This is a genomic window from Pedobacter zeae (assembly GCF_014196715.1).
Taxonomy (GTDB): domain Bacteria; phylum Bacteroidota; class Bacteroidia; order Sphingobacteriales; family Sphingobacteriaceae; genus Pedobacter; species Pedobacter zeae.
Map to the genome: position 1 here is coordinate 26,965 of NZ_JACIEF010000004.1, position 24,548 is coordinate 51,512.

Sequence of the window (24,548 nt, forward strand, 5' to 3'; positions counted from 1 at the left end):
TACATGTACGCCTATATTGATGGTAAACTGACATTCAAAAACCCAGCCTTTGTTGTGATTGAAGCCGGAGGTATAGGCTACCATATTAACATTTCTTTAAATACTTACAGTGCTTTGGGCGATGCAGAAAGGTGTAAACTCTATACCTGGCTGCATGTAAAAGAAGATGCACATACATTATACGGCTTCGCTGATGAGGGCGAACGCCGTTTGTTTTTACACTTAATATCAGTATCGGGAATTGGGCCAAATACAGGTAGAATGATTTTATCATCCATTACTCCTGTTGAAATTCAAACTGCCATTATTAAAGCAGATTTGCCGCTCATTCAGCGGATAAAAGGGCTAGGGGCTAAAACGGCACAACGCCTGGTTTTAGAATTACAGGATAAGCTAAAAAAAGAAGGGGCAGATTCATTAATTTCTGTTCCTCAACACAATACTGTTAAAGATGAAGCGTTATCAGCATTGGTAATGCTCGGATTCGCCAAACAAACCGCCGAAAAAACTATAGACCAGATTTTAAAAGTGACAGAGGGGACACTTTCGGTAGAGCAACTAATTAAACAAGCTTTAAAAACTTTATAGATCTACTGCCTTTGAAGAGAATATCTACATTTCTGTTTCTCATCCCTCTTTTTTTAATTGCTTCTCAAAACACTTTTTCACAAGTGGTGCCAAGCAAAGCAGATACTATTGCCCCAAAAAATAACTTCGGTTTAAAAGAAAAAGAACGTTTAGGGCTTAGTCCGTCCGTTAATCCGTTTTATCCTGCCCCCAGCAATTTAAAGCGTGTTGTAGAGTACGATGCCAAAAATAAACGCTATGTGGTAAAAGAATTGATTGGCGAAAAATTTGTTTTAAATACACAATATTTAACTATCGACGAATACCAGCGGCTGCTTAACAGTGAGATAAAGCGGGGCAACTGGCGCAGCATTTCAAATGCGGAAGTAAGTGATTACAGAAGCACCGGCATTATTCCTCAGATCCAGGTAAACAGCAAAGCTTTTGAAAAGTTATTTGGTGGCACAACCATCGATATACAGCCCCGTGGTGAGGCTGAACTTACTTTTTTGGGCCGGGTAAATAAAAATGAAAATCCGCTTTTTAACGAAAGGCAACGGGTACAAACCAATTTCGATTTCAACCAAAGGATACAAATGGACCTGGTTGGTAACATCGGAACTAAATTAAAAATTAAAAGCAACTATAATACAGAGGCCCAGTTTGATTTCGAAAATCAGATTAAACTTGATTATACCGGAGGGCCTGATGATATTATCCAAAAAATTGAAGCAGGTAATGTTAGCCTGCCTTTAAATACTTCCCTGATTACCGGAACACAGGCGCTCTTTGGTATTAAAACACAGTTAAAATTTGGACGCTTAAATGTAACCAGTGTTTACACCCAACAGAAATCGCAATCAAGAGAGATTAAGATTACCAACGGTGCACAGCAGAACAGCACCACGGTAAATATTGATAGTTACGAGGCCAACAAACACTACTTCTTATCGCAATACTTCAGGAACAACTACAATAAAAACCTGGCCAACGCACCTATTATTACCTCCCCGATCCAAATTACCAAAATTGAAGTCTGGATTACGAATAAAGCAGGTAATACCACCGATTCAAGGGATGTATTGGGTTTGCTTGATCTGGGAGAGAACGTTCCTTTTAACAATATCTTAATTAATGGCGGGACCTCTGGTTTGCCAGCAGGAACTACGGCTACGGGTTTCCCTCAGCAATCGAACAACCTGATTGCGCAATTAAATGCTTATCAGGGCGGCGCTATACGGCAAACCAATTCTAATGCGGCTTTATCTTTCTTCCAAACAACTCCTGCCAACAGCAGTAACACCGATAACTTTGCCAAACTGATTTATGCTCGTAAACTTACTGAGCGCGAATTTACATTTCAACCGCAGTTAGGTTATCTCTCCCTGAATAATCCTCTAAATGCGGATGAAGTTCTGGCTGTTGCTTACCGTTATACTTACAACGGCGTAGAATACCAGGTGGGTGAGTTTTCTACCGATATTCCCTTTGATGCTGCAAATCCTAAAGTGCTTTATGCCAAATTATTAAAGAACGAAACTACAAAAATCCAATTGCCAACATGGGATCTGATGATGAAAAACATCTATTCTATCGGTGGATACCAGATCAGCAGCCAGAATTTTAAACTCGATATTTATCGTATCGATAACGAAACCGGTGTAGATAATCCCGTAATGACAGAGGGGCAGAATACTGCCAACAAACAATGGATCGCCCTGACCGAATTTGATCGTTTAAACCAACAAAATGAGCGGAAACCCGATGGTGTTTTCGATTTCGTGGCCGCTAATAATGCTTTCGGTTCTTATTCTACCGCAAGCAATGCAAACCAGGCCAGTATGTTCGGCGTAGGAAGCAATGGGCAAACCACGTTGGTAACCAATACCAACTCAGGCTATATTACCATCGATCCGGCAAACGGAAGGATTATTTTTCCTGTCATTGAGCCTTTTGGTAAAGATTTGGCGGCTAGATTTTTACCCAGCGAGCAGGCTTTGATCAATAAATACACTTTTACCGCACTTTACGATTCGACTCAAACCATTGCCAAACAATTGTTTCAGAACCAGAACAGGTATGTGATCAAAGTGAATTATCAATCAGATATTTCCTCTGAATTTAGCCTGAATGCCATTAACGTTCCTGAAGGATCGGTAAAGGTTTTTGCCGGAACCATGCCCTTAACAGAAGGTGTCGATTTTACGGTCGATTATCAGGGTGGCCGTGTAAGCATCATCAACCAGGCACTTTTAATTTCTGGTCAGCCGATCAGGATCACGACTGAAAACAACGAACTTTTTGGTTTGCAGCAACGTTCACTTTTCGGAACACGTTTAGATTACCGTGTTAACAACAAACTAAACCTTGGGGGTACCTTCATGAACCTTACCGAGAAACCTTTAACCCAAAAGGTAAATCTTGGTGAAGAGCCCATTTCCAATACCATTTGGGGAGCCGATATCAACTATAGTTCGCCTTCGAGGTTTTTAACCAAAATGGTCGATAAACTTCCGTTCATTTCAACCAAAGTGCCATCAAGTGTAACTTTTTACGGCGAGTTTGCACAACTGATCCCTGGCCATCCGAGGGCATTGAATTTTGCCGGAAGTAAAAACGGGGTAAGTTATCTCGACGATTTCGAGGCCTCCAGGTCTGTAATCGATTTAAAGAGTGCTATTGCCTGGCAGCTTTCGGGTACACCGCAACTTTTTCCCGAGGCCGAACGGGCTAACGATTTATCGTATGGTTATAACCGTGCCAGGATTGCCTTTTATAATATCGATCCTACTTTTTATAATTCTGCTGCATCGACCACTCCGGCCAATATCCGGAACAACCGTAACGAACTTTCCAACCACTACGTGAGGGAAGTAATTGAGCAGGAAGTTTTTCCTTTTAAAGAAACCGCTACAGGACAGGCATTGAATATTACAACGCTTGATGTGGCCTATTATCCAACTGTTAGGGGGCCATACAATTTTCGTACAACAGATTTTAGGCCAGACGGATCTTTATTGCTGCCTAAAAATAGCTGGGGTGGTTTTCAACGGAAAATCGAAACCAACGATTTTGAGGCCCTGAATGTTGGTTTTATCGAATTTTGGGTATTGGATCCCTTTATTTATAAACCAAACTCTGCCGGTGGCGATGTGTATTTCAACTTAGGTAATATCTCCGAAGATATCCTTAAAGATGGAAGAAAATCGCTTGAAAACGGTTTGCCGGCTACTAACGACCCAAGTAAATATGATGAAACCGTATGGGGCCGTGTACCTAAATTGCAGCCCGTTGTACAGGCTTTTGATAATGATCCTGATTCGCGACGCGCACAGGATGTGGGTTTGGATGGATTATCGGATGCTGATGAGAAAGTAAAATTTGCTGCGGCAATCAATCAGATCAAATCGCAATTAAACGCTACTGCGGCTACAGCAATTGATGCCGATCCGTCATCAGATAACTATGCTTATTTCAGGGGACCTGCTTTAGATCAGATCAATGCCGGCATTCTTAAGCGTTACGAAAAATATAACGGAACAGAAGGTAACTCTAAAACTTCACAGCAATCGCAGGCAGAACTGGGTTTGGAAAATTCGGCTTCCACTTCCTTACCTGATGGTGAAGATATCAATCGCGATAACAATATGACCCAAAGCGATGAGTATTTTCAGTATAAAGTTTCTATGCGCCCTGGCGATTTAACTGTTGGACAGAACTTTATTACCGATAAGGTTACCTCGCAGGTAAAACTGGCCAATGGAAACACGCAGGCAGTTACCTGGTACCAGTTCAGGATTCCGATTAGCCAGTATCAGGACCGTGTTGGGGGCATACAGGATTTTAAATCGATCCGTTTCTTCAGGATGTTTATGACCAATTTTGCCGATACAGCGGTATTGCGTTTTGCAAAATTACAATTGATCCGTGGGGAGTGGAGGGAATACAATGCTTCGAATCTGGCCTCGCAGGTGATTGTCGATCCATCTTTACCAGCGCTGACGCCGGATAACTCTACCATCGAAGTATCAACCGTAAATATCGAGGAAAACGGTAAGCGCTCGCCGATCCCTTATGTTACCCCGCCGGGGATTTTGCGTGAGCGTGACTATAGCAATTACCGCGGCGATACCAGGTTAAATGAGCAATCGTTATCAGTTACCGTTAAATCATTAAGGGATGGTTATGGCAGGGCTGCATTTAAAACGGCCTACAGCGATTTTAGGTCTTACAAGCATTTAGAAATGTTTGTTCACGCAGAAGCGGTAAACAACCAAGTGTTAAATAATAATGATGTTGCTGCCTTTTTAAGGATTGGAACAGATAACCAGGATAACTATTACGAATATGTAATGCCTTTAAAGGTTACCAATCCGGGGACAAGCGATCCTGATGCAATATGGCCTGAAGCCAATAGAATGGATATTGAATTAACCCTCTTCCAAAATGCCAAACTTGCCCGTAATGTAGCGAAACAGGCCAATGGCCAACCCTGGCCGATCAATGTCCCATTTACTTATACTGATGGCGAGCGGACCATTGTGGTAAAAGGTCAGCCTGACATGAGCAAGGTAAGGGTGTATATGGTGGGGGTTAAAAACCCGCTGCGTGCCACAAATGGTACAGGAATACGCGATGATGGACAGGATAAAAGTGCGCTGGTTTGGTTCAACGAATTAAGGTTAACTGAATTTGATGAAAGAGGGGGCTGGGCAGCTACCGGAAGATTGAACTTAAAATTGGCCGATTTTGCAGATGTAAATATTTCTGGAAGCAAATCGACCATTGGTTTTGGTTCTATCGATTCGAAAGTGAGTGAAAGAAACCGTGCAGATAATGTGCTGCTGGATGTATCTTCGTCAGTAGAATTGGGTAAATTCCTGCCGCAGAAATCGGGGGTTAAGATTCCAATGTTCGTTAATTATTCAAAACAGGTTTCTACACCACAATACAATCCAAGAACACCGGATATCGAACTGAAAAATGCTTTAGAACGATCGACAAAAGAACAAAAAGATTCGATCTTAAATTTTGCACAGGATTATACGGTTAGAAGAGGTATCAATTTTACCAATGTTAGAAAAGACCGGACGAACAGCAGCAAACCTGTACGCTTATGGGATATTGAGAACTTTGCCGTAAGTTACGCTTATACCCAGTATAATCACCGCGATTTTATTAATCAGAGCAGTATTCAGAATACTTATAGGGCATCATTACAATATAGTTATTCTAAAGATGCCAAAACAATAGCGCCGTTTGAAAAGATTATAAAATCAAATATGCTGGCTTTATTGAAGGATTTTAACTTTAGTATTTTCCCAAGTGCCATTAATTTCAGGATTGATGTAGATCGCCTATATTCAGAAAATACCTTACGGAATAACGATCCGAATAATACCATTGGAATTTATCGGAGTGGTTACGGAACCACCTTTAATAAAAACTTTACCATGAGCAGGGTTTATGGCATTGCATGGAACCTTACCCGCTCATTGCAACTGGATTTTAATGCCACCAACTACTCCATCATTGACGAACCAGATGGAAGAATTGATGGTTTAAAACGGGATACGGTTTGGCAGAATTTAAAAAATTTAGGGCGTACAACTGATTATAACCACAATTTAAACGTTACCTATAACCTGCCAATTGATAAAATACCCGGACTAAACTGGATTGCAGTAAAAACCCGTTATGGTACCAACTTTAACTGGCAGACCGAGCCGCTTTCTACCTTGCGCGATCCCAACATCAATTTGGGCAATACGATCCAGAACAGTAGAACAATTCAGGTAAACCCTACCTTAACCCTAACCACACTTTACAATAAATTCGGTTTTATCCGGAAAGCGGGTAATGACCAGGATGCCGGCGGGGCTAAAAAGTTTTTCATTAACCTTTTAACAAGCTTGAAAAATATTAATGCCAGTTTTGTCCAAACGAAAGGCATTTTCTTACCGGGCTACATGCCAACAACACGTTTTTTTGGTCTGGATAAGGCTACCGGAGCACCGGGTTTGGGCTTTGTTTTTGGTAGCCAGCGCGATATCAGGGAGATGGCACTTGGCAATGGCTGGTTAACAACCGATACCTTACAGAACCAGTTATATGTAAATACACTGCGCGAAGACTTCCAGCTTACCGGTCAATTAGAACCGTTTAAAGATTTACGGATTACCTTAAAAGCGAATAAGGCCCAAACACGGAATTTTTCTACTAATTTCAGGTACGTGGCCAGTGTTTCCTCTTTCGAAAATTTAAGTGCCATTACCACTGGCGATTATAGTGTTTCGTATATTGCTTTAGGTACCGCATTTAAAGAAAGCAATTCGAACACCATTTCGGTACTGTTTAACCAGTTTATGGCCAACCGGATTATTATTTCAAGAAGGCTAGGTGCGCAGAACCCTAACTCGTCAGGTTTAAACGGCGGTTATGCAGATGGCTATGGTAAAGAAAGTCAGGACGTAATTATCTCTGCTTTTATGGCAGCCTATTCGGGTAAGGATGCAGGTAAAATGAGCATGAATGCCTTTCCTAAAATCCCACTTCCTAACTGGAATTTAACCTACAGCGGATTAACACGTATTCCTTTTATTGCCGATAAATTTTCATCTGTAGATCTCCGTCATGGTTATCGCTCGGTTTATAACATCAATGGATTTAATTCATTATTGCGTTACCAGGAAACCAATGGCGCCGTGAGCAGCCGGGATGTAAACAACAACTTCCTGCCCGAATATCAGTTCGCTCAGGTAACCGTTTCAGAGTATTTTGCACCATTAATCGGGGTTGATACCAGGTTTAAAAATAACCTTACTGCTTCTTTCGAGTTAAACCGGTCGAGGTTGCTGGGGCTGAGTTTGGCCAACAGTCAATTGGCACAGCTATCAGAAAATAATATGGTTTTGGGCATTGGCTACCGTACCAATAAATTCCGTTTCCCTTTTGGCTGGTTTAAAAGCATAAAGATGGATAACAATATGGACTTTAAGCTCGATGTGGCCATTCGTGATAACAAAACGGTCATTTATCGTGCTGATGTAACCGAGGCAGAAGTATCTTCGGGAGCAAAAAACATTACCTTAAGGCCAAGTGTAGATTATGTGTTGAATCAGAAATTTAATATCAAACTGTTTTACGATTCGAATATTACAAAGCCTTATACTTCGCAAACCTTTAATACCTCTTTCAGTAATTTTGGATTTAGTTTGAGGTTTACGTTAAATTAAGCGTATGAGCATAAGTATTTAAGTTAATGGTGGCTTTCTGGTTTTTGCAAAATGAATTAACATCCTGCAAATCTCAAAAATCATGATTAACTTTGAGAAACTAATTTATAACAAATGAATTTTCCATCAGAATTAAAGTACACTAAAGACCACGAGTGGGTTAGAGTTGAAGGTAATGAAGCTTATATTGGCGTAACTGATTTTGCACAGCGCGAATTAGGCGATATCGTTTATGTTGATATCAACACTGTAGGTAGCGAAGTGGCAAAAGAAGAAGTTTTTGGTACTGTAGAAGCTGTTAAAACTGTATCTGACCTTTATATGCCCGTTACCGGAACAGTATTGGAAGTTAATGCCGAATTAAACGATAATCCGGAATTGGTTAACTCTGATCCTTACGGAGAGGGCTGGATGGTAAAAGTAACTTTAGCTGATTTAGCTGAATTAGAAAGTTTATTAACGGCAGAAGCTTATCAGGAACTGGTAGGCGCTTAATCATTATATTTTGTACAAAACACTAAAACAACAAAAATGGGCCATCCTTTGGACCATCATTGTTTTAGTGTTTTGTAATATGCACGTTTCCGATTCCGTTTCGAAAAGTGGTTTTTTCTTTGAGGGATTTGATAAGATGACCCACCTGGGTTTTTTCTTCGTCTTATCGGTTTTACTATTTTTTGGCAAAATAAAATATCAGCATACCTACGCTTTCAGAACATTAACCATTTTTAAAATTTTGCTGATCAACGCCATAATAGGCGGAGGAATAGAGTTGCTACAATGGAAAGTTTTTACCTACCGGTCTGCAGAATGGTGGGATTTTGGCTGCGATATGTTGGGCGCATGTATGGCTGTTTTTAGTTATGTATTACTCCATCGATTAAATTTCAAGCAAGCCACGATGAATACACCACTTACCAAAAGCAACTAATGTGTTCCTGAATAGTTTAATTGAAATTGAAAATAAAATCGATGAAAACAAAAGTTAGTATTGCCTGTATAATTTTATCCATCTGTTTAAGTGCATGCAGTATCTTTAAAAAGAACTGTAACTGCCCAAAAGTATACTATAAAACGTATCCCTCGCCACAAAAATAATCTTCCTTCAGGTCGATTTTCCTTTAAAATCTGATGGCCTTTCCAAAAGTGCTGTATTTAAAATGTTACCTAGCTTCTAACAAACCTTTGGGCCTTTCTCTAGTCTGACAGGTTAGCTTAGTTATATTTATATTTATATTTTTTTTAATGAAAAGAAACGTACAGAACGTAATATTCGTTGTACTCCTGTTTTGTGGTTACATCGCTCAGGCCCAAAATACTGGTGCCGTAAATGGTAAAGTGATTAATGCAAAGGATAAAAAACCAGTCGATTTCGCTACTGTAGCACTTAAAAGTTTAAAAGATTCGAGTGTGGTAGCCTCAGGTCAGACCAATGCAGACGGAACTTTTAGTTTTAAAACTGTAGCCCCTGGCAGATACCGCATTTATGTAGCCTTTCTGGGTTTAAAAACAACAACCAAAGATGTTGAAGTAGCCAAAGCTGCCGTAAACGCCGGTGAAATTGCCATGGGCGACGATGGTGTTGATTTAAATACGGTTAATGTTACGGCAACAATCCCTATTGTGGTAAAGAAAGATACCCTTGAATTTGATGCCAAATCGATTAAAGTGCGCGAAAATGCCGTAGTGGAAGACCTCTTAAAAAAAGTACCAGGGGTTGAAGTAGCCAAAGATGGCAGTGTTAAAGCCCAGGGCGAAACCATCACTAAGGTTAAAGTTGATGGTAAAGAATTTTTTGGCAATGATCCGTTATTGGCAACCAAAAACCTTCCGGCCGATATGGTAGATAAGATACAGGTAATTGATGAGCTTTCTGAACAGGCACAGTTTACAGGTATTGATGATGGAACAAGAAATAAAATCTTAAACATCACGACTAAAAACGGAATGAAGCATGGCTATTTTGGAAACAGTACCGCTGGTTATGGTTCTAATGACCGTTACGATGCCAGTTTAAACGTTAACAAATTTGACGAAGACCAGCAGATCAGTTTTATTGGCCAGTTTAACAATGTGAACAAACAAAATTTTGGCCAGGGCGGAGGTGTTGGTAACGGTTTCGGTGGTGGAGGCTTTGGTGGTGGCCGTGGTGGTTTTGGCGGCGGCGGTGGCGGCGGTAACTCCGGAGGTAGTGGCGGTATAACCAATACCAATGCGGCAGGTTTAAACTTTGCCGATACCTATAAAGATGGTACGCAGTTCCAAGCCAGTTATTTCTTTAACAAGGCCAATTCAGAAAGTATTCAGAACTCTAATACCCAAAATCTTTTAGGAACGGGAACAACCAACATCACGCAAGATCTGGATAATACCACCGATCGGATTAACCATCGTTTTAATTTTATGGTGGATACTAAAATCGATCCCTCATTATCGATCAAAATTCAGCCTAACCTGACTTATACAGAAACTGATGGGAACAGTGTTACAAACTATACACGTGATTTTATTACCTCTTTAACAACTGGTTTACAGCGTAACACCACAACAGCCGCTACTCCTGCAGTGAGTAATAATTTGTTGATCAGGAAAAGCTTTAAACGAAGGGGCCGTACCCTTTCATTAAATGTAAATACCAGTATTAACGATAATGATGGTACCAACCTCAATTACCGTAATGAAAAGATCACAATCAATGGTGTTTCAAGAGATTCGTTAACCAATCAGTTAAACAATACAACCAGCCACTCGTTAAATAACACCGCGCGTGTAGTTTATACCGAACCTTTAAACAAAACCTTAAGTGTAGAGTTTAACTATCAGAACGGTTATTCGAACAGCGATTCGCAAAGAGATGTGTTTAATTACAATCCATCAACTTTGCAGTTTGATATTGTTGACAATACCTTTTCGAATATCTATAACAACCGTACCTTAACCAATGCCTTAGGTGCCAGTTTAACTACAACCGAGAAAAAGTACAACTGGAATATTGGTGTAGCGGCACAACAGACCAATAGGGTAAATACCAATTTAACCACAGGTTTAAAACGCACACAGAATTTCATTAATATTACCCCTTCTGCACAGTTCAGGTATAACTTTAGTAACCGTAAACGCTTGTTCATCAACTACCGAGGTTCTACTACTCAACCAACTATCGATCAGATCCAGCCAATTCCGGATAATACAAACTCGCAGACGATTTATGTAGGTAATCCGGCTTTGAAACCTTCATTTAATAACCAGTTGAGGATCAATTTTAACAACTTCAATATTGAAAATGGTAGGTTTTTCTTTGCAGGCTTAAATTTAACCCAGACATTTAACAGTATTGGTAACAGTGTGGCACAATTGCCAAGCGGTATCCAACAGGTGAGTTATATTAATGTTGATGGTGTTTACGCAGGTAATGCCAATGCCACCTGGTCTTTACCGTTAATGGCAGAGCGTAAATTAACCTTAAACATTTCAGGAAACGGTGCTTACAATAGAAATGTGAATTACATTGTCCCTCAGGGAGGTACCACATCTGTTAAAAACGTTACAAACAGTTATACCATTTCAAACAGTTATAAATTGGTTACCAACGTTGATAAATTCGATTTAACAGGCGGTATAACCGGTAGCTACACTCATTCAACGTTTTCAGCCCAACAATCGGCAAATACACAGTTTTATACCATAAACCCAAGTTTTGATGTGAGTTATGTATTACCGGGCAATATCAGGCTGGCAATGGACATCGATTACTTCAGAAATTTTGGCGGTGGTGATTTATACAACCAGGAGTATACCATTCTTAACCCTTACATTAGCCGTCAGTTCTTTAAGAACAGGGGAACATTTAAGTTTTCTGTAAATGATGCATTGAACCAGAATACAGGCGTAAGCAGAACGGCTACAGGTACATCAATTACAGATTTAAACTATAATGTATTAAAACGTTATTATATGTTTTCATTCACCTATTCGTTAACCCGCATCGGCGGAAGAAACATGAGTGGCGATATGCAGATGCCAGGTCAGCGCGGGGGCGGTGGCCGTATGAGGATGTAAATGAATAGATAATAAAATAAAAAAGGTCCCGGCTAAAACGGGACCTTTTTTGTATTTCAAATGTTACCAAAGCGGAACTAAACCTTTGGCAACCCCCTGAGTCTTAACCCAACAATCAAACCAACCGGATGAAACAAATTTTTACGCTTTTCCTCATTTTATCATCATTTTATGTGTATGCTCAAAAAACCGGTTCGGTAAGTGGCAGAATAATCCAGTCGAAAGATAAAAAACCAATCGATTATGCTTCAATAGCGATCAAAAATCTTAGCGATTCGAGTATGGTTGGTGCAATAAGTACAAATGAAGAGGGAAAATTTGTTTTTAAGAACTTAAAACCCGGTAGTTATAAATTATATGCCGCGTTTTTAGGCTTAAAAAACACCACGAAAGATTTTACTATTGCCGCTGATAAAGCAGATGTGGCTTTAGGAGATATTGTTTTGGAAGGTGGTGCCATCGATCTTCAAACCGTTGATATCAAGGCTGAGGTTCCACCCATTGTGGTGAAAAAAGATACACTAGAATTTAACGCCAGTTCTTTTAAGGTGGTAGAAAATGCCGTTGTTGAAGACCTTTTAAAAAAACTGCCTGGAGTTGAAGTTGACAAGGCAGGTACAGTAAAAGCACAGGGCGAAACCATTACCAAAGTGAGGGTAGATGGTAAGGAATTTTTTGGGAATGATCCTTTATTGGCCACTAAAAACCTTCCGGCTGATATGATCGATAAAATTCAGATTATTGATGAACTTTCCGATCAGGCACAATTTACCGGAATTGATGATGGCTCAAGAACCAAGATCATCAATATTACCACCAGGAAAGATAAAAAAAGAGGTTACTTCGGAAATAGCACAGGGGGCTATGGCTCTGACAATCGCTACGATGTAAATGCGAATATCAATCATTTTAACCAGGATAAGCGCCTGAGCGTAATTGCACAGTTTAACAATGTAAACAAACAAAATTTTGGTGGTGGCTTGGGTGCGGGCAATGGTGGCAACAATGGAGGCCGTGGGGGAATTACCGATACCAAGGCCGGCGGATTCAATTTCTCAGATATATATGCTGATCAAACTGAAGTGAGTTTAAGTTATTTCGTTAATAAATCCGATAACCTTATTTTAAGGAACAGTGTAACTCAAAACCTATTGGGGAATGTAACCACGATTTTTAATAATAACCAGACCAACAATTCCGATCGTTTAAACCATCGTTTAAATTTCATGATCGATACCAAGCTCGATTCCTTAACCTCACTTAAAGTACAACCTAATTTAAGTTATACCGATAACGAGAGTTTGAACATCAGCAAGTATACCCGCGATTTTAATACCTATATGATCAGTGGGTCGCAAAATCTCAGGAACCACAGTACTGCCCCATCTATTAGTAACAATATTCTGTTGAGGAAGAAATTTATGCGCAGGGGTAGAACACTTTCTCTAAACTTCAATACCAGCATTAACAACAGCAACGCCGACAATTACAACAGCAACCCCGAAACCAGGCAGGAAAACGGAATTACTACAGCAAAGACCACTGATCAGTTTAATGATCAGGAAAGTGAATCTATCAACCAGAATACCCGTCTTGTTTATACCGAGCCCTTAGATAAAACCCTGAGCCTTGAGTTTAACTACCAGAACGGCTATAATCACAATACTTCCGACCGTTTCACCTACGACTTTAATCCGGCCACATTAAATTATGATTTACGGAATGATTCATTAAGTAATGTTTACGAAAACACCATTTTAACCAATACTGCTGGTTTCAGTTTTAATAAAATGACCAAAAAATACAACTGGAATGTGGGGATAGCCGTTCAAAATACCGATCGTAAAAACAATAATATATCGCGGGGATTTATATTAAAGCAGAATGTATTTAACTATACGCCATCTGCCATGTTCAGGTATAACTTTAGCAATAGCAAGCGGTTGGTTTTCAATTACCGGGGCAGTACCAATCAGCCTAGCATACAACAGTTGCAACCTGTTCCAAACAATACCAATACACAAAGCATCCCGTTAGGAAACCCCGATTTAAAGCCCGAGTTTAACAATACCCTACGTATTGCCTACAATACTTTTACAGTTGGCAAAAACAGGTCGTTATTTGTAAATGTAAACCTGACTCAAACTTCGAACAAAATTGCAAACAGCAGCAGTTTAATCGAAAGCGGCGTTAACCAGGGTAAGTTTGCAGTATTGCCCGTAAACGTGAATGGTGTTTACTCAGGTTCGCTATCCTCCTCCTTAAGTTTGCCCCTTATGGCAGAAAATAAGCTTAATTTCCATATCAACATCAGTGGAAACTACGACCGGGATGTAAACTTTACCAACTCTTTAAAAAATATCACCAATAGCTGGTCTATCACCAATGGCTACCGTTTGGTTTCCAATTTAGATAAGCTCGATTTAATAGCAGGTGTAAACGGATCAATCAACCGTGCAACTTATTCTGTACAGCCAAATTCCAATACCCGTTTTTATACTTTCAGTCCCAACATCAGTGTGAGCTATTTATTTCCAGGCAATATTCGTTGGTCAGTAGATGCAGATTATAACCAGAATACCGGAAGGGGAGAGGCTTTCGATACCCACTTTACGTTGGTTAATTCGTACATCAGTAAACAGTTTTTTAAAAATAGGGGGACTTTCAAAGCTGCGGTAAATGATCTATTGAACGAAAACCAGGGGGTAAGCCGCACGGCCAATAACAACACCATACAGGATGTAAGTTATAATGTACTGAGGCGTTATTTTATGTTCTCGTTTACTTATTCGTTAAACCGCATGGGGGGCAAAAACAGGATTAGGGGAGGCGAAGAAGGTGGCCGGAACCGTGGCGAAAATGGTGGCGAAGGCTTTGGTGGTGGCAGGCAAAGAAATTGATCATTTTAGCGTAAACCTGTATAATTTATAGCGGCATATCTTGTTTCTTATTTGGAATAAATCTAAAGAAAGGCTAACTTGCGCCAAATTTAGCACATGAAGCTGTCGCACCTAAAAATTGGAGAAAAAGGAACTATTGTAGCTTTTACAGATTTAGATATGTCTGTAAAGTTAATGGAGATGGGCTGTTTGCCGGGCGAGGTGGTAGAGGTAGAGCGTTTTGCTCCGCTTGGCGATCCAATGGCGATCCGTGTTGCTGGTTATCAGCTTTGTTTGCGTAAAAGCGAGGCTGATGTGATCATTATACAATAAATAAGCTGGTTTGGATATTAAAGTTGCGTTAGTTGGTAATCCCAATACAGGTAAATCTACTTTATTTAACCGTTTAACAGGGTTAAATCAAAAAATAGGAAACTTCCCAGGCATCACTGTCGATAAGAAAACCGGTTTTACCAAACTCACTGACGATAAGAATGCCGAGATTATCGATTTACCCGGAACGTATAGCTTATATCCTAAAAGTTCTGATGAAAGTATCGTATTTCAGGTACTTGCCGATAAAAACAACAACAGCCACCCCGACGTAATCGTCTTAATTGCCGATGCTTCCAACTTAAAGCGAAATATGCTGTTGTATTCGCAGGTGGCCGATTTGGGTATCCCGATGATTTTGGCCCTGAATATGATCGATCTTTCCACCAAACAGGGTATTGAGATCGACCTGGATAAACTTGCACAAAAACTGGGCGTTCAGGTGGTTTCCATTTCAGCAAGAAATAATGTCGGAATTGATAAGTTAAAACAGGCTATTGCCAATACCAATAAAATTGCCACCCAGTTTCAGGATGTTGATGTAAACTTCCTGGCGCCAGAAGCCATTAATGCCATCAAATCGAAACTGAATTCAGATAACGATTATTATGCCCTTCAGGTGCTCCATCAGCACGAATACCTTACTTTTTTTAGCGAAAAAGAACAGGAGGAAATTGAAAAGATAGAGCAATCGCATCATTTCGAATCGTCTAAAATCCAGGCGGCAGAAACGATTGCGCGTTACAGGCATCTCAGCAGCATACTATCTGGCGTGGTGGTAGATAAAGGCACTGAAAAGAAATTTTCTTTTAGCGATAAAATAGATGGAATCCTTACCCATAAAATATGGGGGTTTGCCATCTTCCTGTTGATCCTGTTCATCATTTTTAACGCCATTTTTGCATGGTCGTCTTATCCGATGGATTGGATTGAAAGCGGATTTGGGTATATCACCAATATTGGGCACGAATATTTACCTGCCGGTATGCTTACCGATCTGTTATTGGATGGTGTAATTGCCGGTTTAGGGGGCATTTTTGTGTTTATTCCGCAGATTGCCATTCTTTTTGCCTTTATATCCATTTTAGAAGATACCGGTTATATGGCCCGTGTTACCTTTATGATGGATAAAATCATGAGTAAAGTCGGTCTTAACGGAAAATCGGTAGTACCGATGATCGGTGGTTTGGCCTGTGCTGTTCCGTCTATTATGGCTGCCCGGAATATAGAAAACTGGAAAGATAGGATGATTACCATTATGGTTACACCATTGGTAAGCTGCTCGGCAAGGCTTCCGGTATATATCCTTATTATTTCCTTAATTATCCCTTCGCAAACAGTTTTAGGTGTTTTCAATTTACAGGGCTTAGCGCTGATGGTGATGTACCTGGTGGGTATTTTTGCTGCGGTAGTAGTGGCTTGGGTAATGAAATTTATCATCAAAACAAAAGAAAAATCATATTTCATTATGGAATTACCCGTTTACCGTATGCCCAGATGGAAAAATGTGTTTTACACCATGTACGAGAAATCTAAAACCTTTGTTTTCGAAGCAGGTAAGGTAATTATTGCTATTTCAGTGATCCTTTGGGTAATGGCCTCATTCGGACCGGGTAACCGTTTTGAAAATATTGATAAAAAATACGAAAGGGCATTGGCCGATACCACAAAAAATACCGCACACATCAAAACTTTGGTGGCTACAGAAAAGCTGGAAAACTCTTATGTCGGAATTCTCGGTCATGCAATTGAACCCGTTATCCGTCCGTTAGGTTACGACTGGAAGATCGGTATTGGTTTGATTACCTCTTTTGCCGCCCGTGAAGCCTTTGTAGGTACCATGGCTACCATTTACAGTGTTGATGGTGGTGATGAGGATACAAGCACCATCAGGGCGCGTATGGAGGCCTCTAAAAATAGCCGTACAGGTTTGCCGGTTTACACTTTTGCTACCGGGATTTCCCTGATGCTTTTTTATGCTTTTGCGATGCAGTGCATGAGTACCGTAGCCATTGTTTACCGTGAAACCAAAGGATGGAAATGGCCGGTAATCCAGCTGGTTTACATGACCTCCATGGCTTACGTTGCAGCACTGGTTGCTTACCAGTTATTAAAATAAGGAGTATTTTTCGGACTGTTTCTGTCTATCATCCCGAGCGGAGTCGAAAGGGTAGGAGAGCAGTGCCTGCACAACTGTTTAGGTTTGCTCCTGCTTTCCGTTTTATTCCGGCTGAAATGCCGGGATGCTCACTCCAATCAGGTCTGGATGGCTTAGCAAGTACTGTTATGTTTGGCAGAATGCTTGCCTGCGCAGGCCGTTAATAAACCCGGTAGAAAGGGGCAGCTCCCGATTTTTTAATCGGGACTATAGCGAATAACGGGATATCTGTTCCCGAAATCCTATTGCATATTCATTTTCAAATAAAAAACGCTAATTTTTTACCATATAAGACATATGAGATCTCTGGGCTTATAACTTTTTCTCCCCTTTGGTCTTTAGTCTTTTAGCTTTGGTCTTCCTTTCTCCTTACCCCAGCTCAATCTGCCTTTTAATACTTTCTTCTAACGAAATTAACGTTTCTGTCCGCTGGATGCCGCTTACCGCCTGGATTTCTTCATTTAAGACATGGCGCAGGTGATTGGTGTCTCTGCAGATTATTTTAGCAAACATACTATAGGCACCCGTAGTATAGTGTAACTCTACTACTTCTTTAATTTTACTCAGCTGGGCAACTGCATCTTTATATTGGATACCTTTCTCCAGGTAGATGCCCAGAAAGGCACATATATCGTAACCGGCCTTCTGCGGATCAATGATTAAGTGAGAGCCTTTTATAATGCCCATTTCCTGTAGTTTCTTCATCCTAACGTGTATTGTTCCGCCCGAAACAATCAGATCTTTGGCGATTTCTGTATAGGGTTTAGTGGCATCCTGCATCAATTGCTTTAATATATCGATGTCGAGGTTGTCAATTTCTAAATTGGAATTGTCTTTTTTAAGCATATTTTTGAATTATGATAAGCGAATTTACAAATATTTATCAATATTATAAAAATAAAATTAAATGTTTAAAATATTTGCAAGGTATTGGATGTTCCTTTACATTTGTATTAAGCAATTGACAAAAAGGAACGTTCTTTCAAAATTGTTTAACAAAATGTAGGGTGGTGAAACAGGCAGACACACCTCCTTGTCTCGGTGGCGGAGAATAATGGGAATATACCGGTAACGGTACTAACCACTCCTTGAAGGTTCGATTCCTTCCCCTACAGCGGCTTTAGTCCTAAGTCAAGAGTCAATAGTCTTTAACAGATTTACGACTGCAGGCTTTGGACTAATGACTAAATTGTTGGGTGGTGAAATTGGCAGACACGCCTCCTTGTCTCGGTGGTGGGGAATAATGGGACAAACGCAGTTTATTGGGTTGACCACAAATTAATTTTTTGAACTGTAGCTAACTACCCCTTGAAGGTTCGACTCCTTCCCCAACAGCATTTTTTATGAATAATAAGTTAGTTAATTGAGCAATCCTGGATAGGTTGCTCTTTTTATTTTAGGCCAGTTTTTCATATTCCATACATTATATATAGATATATTATTATATTACCGCTCAAATTTTTATCCGTTCAATACCTGTGATGAAGAAACGCGTTTCAATTAAAGACATAGCCAAACAGTTAAATATTTCCATTACAGCCGTATCTTTCGTAATTAATGGAAAAGCGAGAGAAAAGAACATCAGCGAATCGCTTACCAAAAAGGTTTTAGACCTGGTTGCCGAATTGAACTACCAGCCCAATGCCCTGGCTACCAGTTTGCGAACCGGCAAGACCAAAATTATCGGTTTCCTTGTTGACGATATTTCTGAGCCCTTTTTCTCGGGCATAGCGCGTCGCATTGATGAGATTGCCTCTGGTTTGGGCTATAAAATTCTTTTTAGCAGTACCCGTAACGATACAGAAAAAGCGATACAGCTCCTGCAGATTTTTAAAGACAGGCATGTTGACGGCTACATTATGGCCCTACCCGAAGGTTTGGAAGAAGAAGTGAAAAAACTGATCCAAACAGATGCACCGGTGGTACTGTTTGACCGTTATGTGCAGGATGTAAAAACGGATTATGTAATTATAGATAATCAGAACAGCACATTCCAGGCCACCGAGCACCTGATCAACAATGGTTATAAAAATATTGGTTTTGTTACGATAGATACTGCTCAGTTGCAAATGGTGGATCGTTTATTGGGCTACGAAACAGCAGTAGAGAAACATAAACTCCCGGCCATTGTAAAAAAGATCAGTTATGTTAATTCTGCCGAGTCGATCAAGGAAATGGCAAAATTCTTTAAAAAAGAAAAACAACTGGATGCCGTAATTTTTGCAGCCAATTACATCTGCCTGGACGGTTTACGAACGTTCAGGAAAGAGGGGATTCGTATCCATAAAGACCTTGCAGTAGTATCTTTTGATGATTTCGAGATACTCGAATTCTGCGATCCGCCTGTTACGGCAATTGCACAGCCGCTCGAAGCCATTGCCGAGAACATTATGAAAATTTTACTAAACAAGCTTAAAAAGGCAGGTAAGAATGTAGAAAATGCGCAGGTATCGCTTCCAACAGTATTGAATGTAAGGGCATCAAGCGCAAAAAAATAGAATAAAAAAAGGGAATTGATCTAAAATCGATTCCCTTTATAATGATTTTTAATGCAGATTAAACGGTCATTACGTCTTTTTCTTTAGCTTCTGCGTGTTTATCAACTTTGATGATATAAGCGTCGGTCAGTTTTTGTACTTCATTTTCGCCGGTTTTAATTTCATCGTCTGATACGCCTTCGCCTTTTAGTTTCTGGATTTTGGAATTGGCCTCTTTACGGATGTTGCGCACCGTAATACGGCCCCTTTCTGCTTCCTCTTTTACTTTTCTAACCAGCTCTTTTCTGCGTTCTTCTGTTAAAGGAGGTACAATCAGGCGGATCACAATACCATCATTTTGGGGATTGATACCGATATTGGCAACCTGAATTGCTTTTTCGATGGTGGTTAAAAGTGATTTTTCCCAAGGTTGGATTACGATTGTTCTGGCATCAGGTGTATTGATGCTTGCTACCTGTGCCAATGCTGTAGAAGCTCCGTAATAGTCAACAAAGATACCATCCAACATACCAGCTGATGCTTTACCAGCCCTTATTTTAGTTAATTCAGCTTCACAATGATCGATCGCTTTATCCATAGAGGATTGCGCATCCATTAATTGCAATTGTATGAGTTCGTTCATAATTGTATTTATATCTACAAAAATAATATTTTTTTTAATGCTTACTTCACCAGTGTACCGATTGGTTCACCACTGGCAATTTTCATGAAATTACCGTGTTTATTCATATCAAACACAATAATTGGGAGTTGGTTTTCTTCGCATAGGGTAAAAGCTGTCATGTCCATTACATTAAGCCCTTTATCGTATACTTCCCTGAAAGAAATTTCGCCATATTTTGTAGCTAAAGGATCTTTTTCAGGATCTGCGGTATAAATCCCGTCAACACGTGTTCCTTTTAAAACCACATCGGCTTTAATTTCGATTGCACGTAGAGCAGCTGCAGAATCGGTGGTGAAGTATGGATTTCCGGTACCGGCGCCGAAAATAACCACACGTCCTTTTTCGAGGTGACGAACAGCTCTTCTGCGGATAAAAGGTTCGCAGATCTGTTCCATTTTAATTGCGGTAAGCAAACGGGTTTTGATACCAACTTTCTCTAAGGCATCTTGTAGGGCCATAGAGTTGATCACCGTTGCCAACATGCCCATATAATCGGCCTGAGCCCTGTCCATCCCACTTTTTTCGGCGCTTAGGCCTCTAAAAATATTTCCTCCTCCAATTACGATGGCGATTTCTAAACCTTTATCGTGTACCGCTTTGATATCTTCTGCATATTGCTTAACACGATCATTATCAATACCGTATTGTTTGTCGCCCATTAGCGATTCTCCGCTAAGCTTTAGTAGGATGCGCTTGTATTTCATGACCTCAAAAATATTAACATTTTTTTAATACCGAGCTATGCTTTCTAATAATTGATGTAAATATTTAAATAGAAATAGTCGATTAAAGAAAAAGCAGGAATTTATTAAATACACTGCCCCCAAATAGTGTGGCTTTTTGGGGGCAGTAGAAAAAGATATTTAAATTATTCCTAGTTAAAGATGTAACGTACACCAAATTGAGCCTGCCAGCGCGAAATCTGGTCGGTAATATTTTTATACGTTGTAGTATATGGTGTTAAGTTTGCTTTATCCTGATAAGGGAAAGAATAGGTTGGTTTTCCTGATGTCGCATCCAAACCTTTATAGGCTAACAATACAGCGGTATTATAAGTAGATAATGGGATATTTGTTGTTTGATATAAGCCCCAGTCGCTGTTTAACAGGTTGCCGAGGTTAATGATATCCAGTGTAAACTGAAGTGTATTCCTTTTTCCTTTCGGTCCAACAAAGAAATCCTGAGCAAGGTGTAAATCGGCCCTTTTAAAGTACGACATGATGGCGCCGTTTCTTTTTGCAAATTCACCCCTGTGCTTACTAAGGTAGCTATCCTGCGCAATATAAGCATTCAGCTGATTCCAGATCTGATCCTGGGTGCGGGTATCGCCGGTAAAATCAGGAACCAGAATAATATCGCCTTTGTTCCGTGGGATGTAAAGCAGATCATTAGCACCCCCATCGTTGTTGATATCACCAGATGAAACGTAACTGAATGCCCCGTTATTTGCCGATTCGAAAATTAAACCGATAGTGGTGGCTGCATGGTTAAAATACTCTTTTTTATAGCTTAAAGAAGCGATAACCCGGTTGGGCTGGATGAAATTGGTATTGGCCAGGACATCTGAATTCGCATCGCCTGCAATTGCCCTTTGCGACCAGATCGAACTTGCAGTAGAGCCACCATCATTTACCGATTTAGACTGGCTGTAAGTATAAGCTACACTTGCGTTAAAACCATTGAAAAAAGATTTTTGCAACTGACCTGTAACGAAGTAGGAATAACCCTTTTTGGTATTCTGCATGTAAATGAATGGCGAAATAGAAGGATTTGCCGCTGTAGTGCCCGTCTGTGTAGATTTTGCGTTATAACGTTGCTGCCCTTCAATTCCCGGAAGGGTTATCAGGCCCGTAGAATTATTGGGCAATGCTGCATTTGAGAAGCTTACTGCGTTAATATCTTTGGTATATGAGGCTTCTAATGTGGCAATGATACCCATTGGTAATTTCTGATCAATGGCTACGTTTGTTCTCCAGATCTGAGGATATTTAAAATCTTTCGAAGCTGCATCAACCTCATAAGAAGTATTGGCCGTTGCGGTACCTGGTGCAGGGCGGTTGGCGTTTACATTCGGATTAAAAATCAAACGGGGATCGCCAGGGGTAGAAACGGTACTTGAACTAAATAATGTTCCGGTGTTTGAAGCCTGGTTAGAAATCCAAACATAAGGTACCTGACCGGTGAAAATTCCGGTTCCACCACGTAATTGTGTGGTTTTGTCGCCAAAAACGTCATAGTTGAAGCCTACACGTGGTGAGAACAACAGTTTTTTATTCGGGAATTTAGAAATATCCACCTGTAAACCATTTTGGAAGGTTAATGCTGCCAAATTTGGATTTGGATCCAGTTTGGTAGGGAAATAGGTATAATCGGCCCTGATGCCATAGGTTAATTTAAAATTATCACTCACCTGGTATTTATCCTGTGCATATAAACTTAAGTTATACGACGACATTTTAGCGAAAGGAAATGATCCATCGGCCAATGCCGAATTACGGTATGAATAACTTACCGCAGGCTGATTGTTGATAAAATCATCTGCCGTTTTAAAATAATACAGTCCATTATAGTTTGGAGCAAAACCATTTAAGAATTTATTTAACTGGTTGCTGGTACCAATGGTGATTTCGTGTTTGCCCGCATAAATCGAGAAATCGTCAGAAAACTGGTAGATATCAGAGTTTAACAGGTTATTAGCAGTAAATACTTCGTAACCAAAGCTAGTTAATATACCGCCGTTTCCATTACCGATATCAACCATTGGCAATTCAGAACCGTTCGAATTGCGGAAATCTCTTAATGCAGAGTAACCCAGCGTTAATTTGTTCGACATGTTGTTGCCGATCCTGGTATTCAATTCTACAATGCCAATGTTAAAGTTATTGTTGATGGTATAACTCGAACCGAAATAAGGCATAGAGGTTGATGATGGCGAACGGCTGCCGTTTAAACCGGCTGGAATGCCCGAGCCACTGGCAACAACCTGTCTGTTCGATTTCAGGTAGAAATATTTTGCACTTAAGGTGTTATTGGCATTGATGTTCCAGTCAATTTTGGCCGTAATTTTATCGCTTTGGGTTTTATAAGGATAATTTTCGTACGGACCGGTTGAATAATTGTATTTGCTTAATAAATAGTTTGATAAGCGGTCTAATGTAGCTGCATCTGCAGCCGAAACATTGGCACCGGATAAACCTGGTCTTGATGCTACGAAAGAGGTTGCCGGTGTACTGATCCTTTCCTGCTCGCCAGAAACAAAGAAAAATAATTTGTCTTTAATCATTGGCCCGCCTATGTTTAAACCACGCTGGTTGTAGTTGAAATCAACAATTGGAATTTTGGTTACACCTGCCGAGTAGCCTGTTAAATCAGTACCCCTGGTATAGTAATATGCCGAACCTTTAAAGTTATTTGTTCCAGATTTTACAATAGTATTGATACCTGCTCCGGTGAATGATCCCTGGCGGACATCATAAGGGGCAATATCAACCTGGATCTGTTCAATCGCATCTAACGATATCGGTTGTGAATTGGCTTGTCCACCTAAGCTGCCCGATAATCCGAACGAATTGTTGAATAAGGCCCCATCTACCGTTAAGTTATTGTAAGAACCGCTTCTGCCGCCAAAACTTAAGCCTCCAATGGTTGTAGAGTTTGCTGATGGCGTTAATTTGGTAAAATCAGCCAACGAACGGCTGATGGTTGGCAGGTTGTCAATCTGCTGTCTGGTAATGGTTTCCCTCGCACCTGTGCGCGATGAGTTGATCACCTTATCCTGCGTTCCTTTTACCACCACATCGGCCAGGTTCTGCGAGGTTTCGGTAAGTGAAGCATCAACCCTTAAATCTTCACCAATGGTGGTATTCAGGTTTTCTTTTACCAGTTCGTTATAACCAATATAACTTATTTTAATGGTGTACGGGCCACCCACACGTACATTGGGTAAGTTGTACCTGCCATCGGCCCGGGTGAGGGTTGAGTATTTTGTGCCTGAGGGGATGTGTATAGCAGTAACCGTTGCGCCAGGTATTACCCCTTTTTGATCTTTCACTGTACCAATAAATGATGCAGTGGTAACCCCTTGTGCAAAACCGTAAAGCGTTACGGTAAACATAAAAGTTACTAGTAATATAAATTTTTTCATCAATGTTTTTT

General features: G+C 40.3%; 13 protein-coding genes and 1 tRNA gene. 10 read left to right on the plus strand and 4 right to left on the minus strand.

Annotated features, from left to right (window positions below):
- Positions 1-3 precede the first annotated feature (3 nt).
- From ruvA to feoB, 8 genes are all read left to right on the plus strand, one after another.
- Complete coding sequence (gene ruvA, locus GGQ60_RS18840) at positions 4-588, plus strand: Holliday junction branch migration protein RuvA (RefSeq protein ID WP_183767308.1); 585 nt, start codon at positions 4-6, stop codon at positions 586-588.
- Between the two features lie 11 nt (positions 589-599).
- Complete coding sequence (gene sov / locus GGQ60_RS18845) at positions 600-7,802, plus strand: T9SS outer membrane translocon Sov/SprA (protein WP_183767310.1); 7,203 nt, start codon at positions 600-602, stop codon at positions 7,800-7,802.
- Between the two features lie 114 nt (positions 7,803-7,916).
- Entirely contained in the window at positions 7,917-8,297 is a 381-nt protein-coding gene (gcvH, locus tag GGQ60_RS18850) for a glycine cleavage system protein GcvH (protein WP_183767312.1), read from the plus strand.
- A 10-nt stretch (positions 8,298-8,307) separates the two neighbouring features.
- Entirely contained in the window at positions 8,308-8,733 is a 426-nt protein-coding gene (locus tag GGQ60_RS18855; protein WP_183767314.1) for a VanZ family protein, read from the plus strand.
- A gap of 314 nt (positions 8,734-9,047) precedes the next feature.
- Entirely contained in the window at positions 9,048-11,861 is a 2,814-nt protein-coding gene (locus GGQ60_RS18860; RefSeq protein ID WP_183767316.1) for an outer membrane beta-barrel protein, read from the plus strand.
- Between the two features lie 128 nt (positions 11,862-11,989).
- Positions 11,990-14,761, plus strand: coding sequence for an outer membrane beta-barrel family protein (locus GGQ60_RS18865; protein WP_183767318.1), 2,772 nt, complete (start codon positions 11,990-11,992; stop codon positions 14,759-14,761).
- A gap of 96 nt (positions 14,762-14,857) precedes the next feature.
- Complete coding sequence (locus GGQ60_RS18870) at positions 14,858-15,073, plus strand: FeoA family protein (RefSeq protein WP_025145397.1); 216 nt, start codon at positions 14,858-14,860, stop codon at positions 15,071-15,073.
- A gap of 10 nt (positions 15,074-15,083) precedes the next feature.
- Positions 15,084-17,192, plus strand: a complete 2,109-nt coding sequence (gene feoB / locus GGQ60_RS18875) for a ferrous iron transport protein B (RefSeq protein WP_183767320.1) — start codon at positions 15,084-15,086, stop codon at positions 17,190-17,192.
- 408 nt (positions 17,193-17,600) lie between these two features.
- On the opposite strand, the gene GGQ60_RS18880 is transcribed toward feoB, so the two are convergent.
- Positions 17,601-18,077: an Lrp/AsnC ligand binding domain-containing protein gene (locus GGQ60_RS18880; protein WP_183767322.1), complete on the minus strand. Its 477-nt coding sequence runs from the start codon at positions 18,075-18,077 to the stop codon at positions 17,601-17,603.
- A gap of 344 nt (positions 18,078-18,421) precedes the next feature.
- Here GGQ60_RS18880 and GGQ60_RS18885 point away from each other — a divergent pair.
- Together GGQ60_RS18885 and GGQ60_RS18890 are read left to right on the plus strand one after the other, a co-directional pair.
- Positions 18,422-18,566: transfer RNA gene (locus GGQ60_RS18885), tRNA-Asp, on the plus strand.
- Positions 18,567-18,712: 146 nt separating this feature from the next.
- On the plus strand, positions 18,713-19,729 hold the full coding sequence (locus GGQ60_RS18890; RefSeq protein ID WP_183767324.1) for a LacI family DNA-binding transcriptional regulator: 1,017 nt from the start codon (positions 18,713-18,715) through the stop codon (positions 19,727-19,729).
- Positions 19,730-19,787: 58 nt separating this feature from the next.
- Here the strand turns inward: GGQ60_RS18890 and frr are convergent, their stop codons facing one another.
- From frr to GGQ60_RS18905, 3 genes are all read right to left on the minus strand, one after another.
- Complete coding sequence (gene frr / locus GGQ60_RS18895; protein ID WP_183767326.1) at positions 19,788-20,351, minus strand: ribosome recycling factor; 564 nt, start codon at positions 20,349-20,351, stop codon at positions 19,788-19,790.
- Positions 20,352-20,392: 41 nt separating this feature from the next.
- Entirely contained in the window at positions 20,393-21,097 is a 705-nt protein-coding gene (pyrH, locus tag GGQ60_RS18900) for a UMP kinase (RefSeq protein WP_183767328.1), read from the minus strand.
- Between the two features lie 170 nt (positions 21,098-21,267).
- A complete protein-coding gene (locus GGQ60_RS18905) occupies positions 21,268-24,537 on the minus strand; it encodes a TonB-dependent receptor (RefSeq protein WP_183767330.1) in 3,270 nt (1,089 codons plus the stop codon).
- Positions 24,538-24,548: the final 11 nt, after the last annotated feature.

What these genes read in the sequence shown, in the direction of transcription:
- GGQ60_RS18865 (WP_183767318.1), top strand. Translation starts at nt 11,990, where the DNA reads ATGAAACAAATTTTTACGCTTTTCCTCATTTTATCATCATTTTATGTG.
- ruvA (WP_183767308.1), top strand. Translation starts at nt 4, where the DNA reads ATGTACGCCTATATTGATGGTAAACTGACATTCAAAAACCCAGCCTTT.
- GGQ60_RS18880 (WP_183767322.1), bottom strand. Translation starts at nt 18,077, where the DNA reads ATGCTTAAAAAAGACAATTCCAATTTAGAAATTGACAACCTCGACATC.
- gcvH (WP_183767312.1), top strand. Translation starts at nt 7,917, where the DNA reads ATGAATTTTCCATCAGAATTAAAGTACACTAAAGACCACGAGTGGGTT.
- GGQ60_RS18870 (WP_025145397.1), top strand. Translation starts at nt 14,858, where the DNA reads ATGAAGCTGTCGCACCTAAAAATTGGAGAAAAAGGAACTATTGTAGCT.
- GGQ60_RS18905 (WP_183767330.1), bottom strand. Translation starts at nt 24,537, where the DNA reads ATGAAAAAATTTATATTACTAGTAACTTTTATGTTTACCGTAACGCTT.
- frr (WP_183767326.1), bottom strand. Translation starts at nt 20,351, where the DNA reads ATGAACGAACTCATACAATTGCAATTAATGGATGCGCAATCCTCTATG.
- GGQ60_RS18890 (WP_183767324.1), top strand. Translation starts at nt 18,713, where the DNA reads ATGAAGAAACGCGTTTCAATTAAAGACATAGCCAAACAGTTAAATATT.
- pyrH (WP_183767328.1), bottom strand. Translation starts at nt 21,097, where the DNA reads ATGAAATACAAGCGCATCCTACTAAAGCTTAGCGGAGAATCGCTAATG.
- GGQ60_RS18860 (WP_183767316.1), top strand. Translation starts at nt 9,048, where the DNA reads ATGAAAAGAAACGTACAGAACGTAATATTCGTTGTACTCCTGTTTTGT.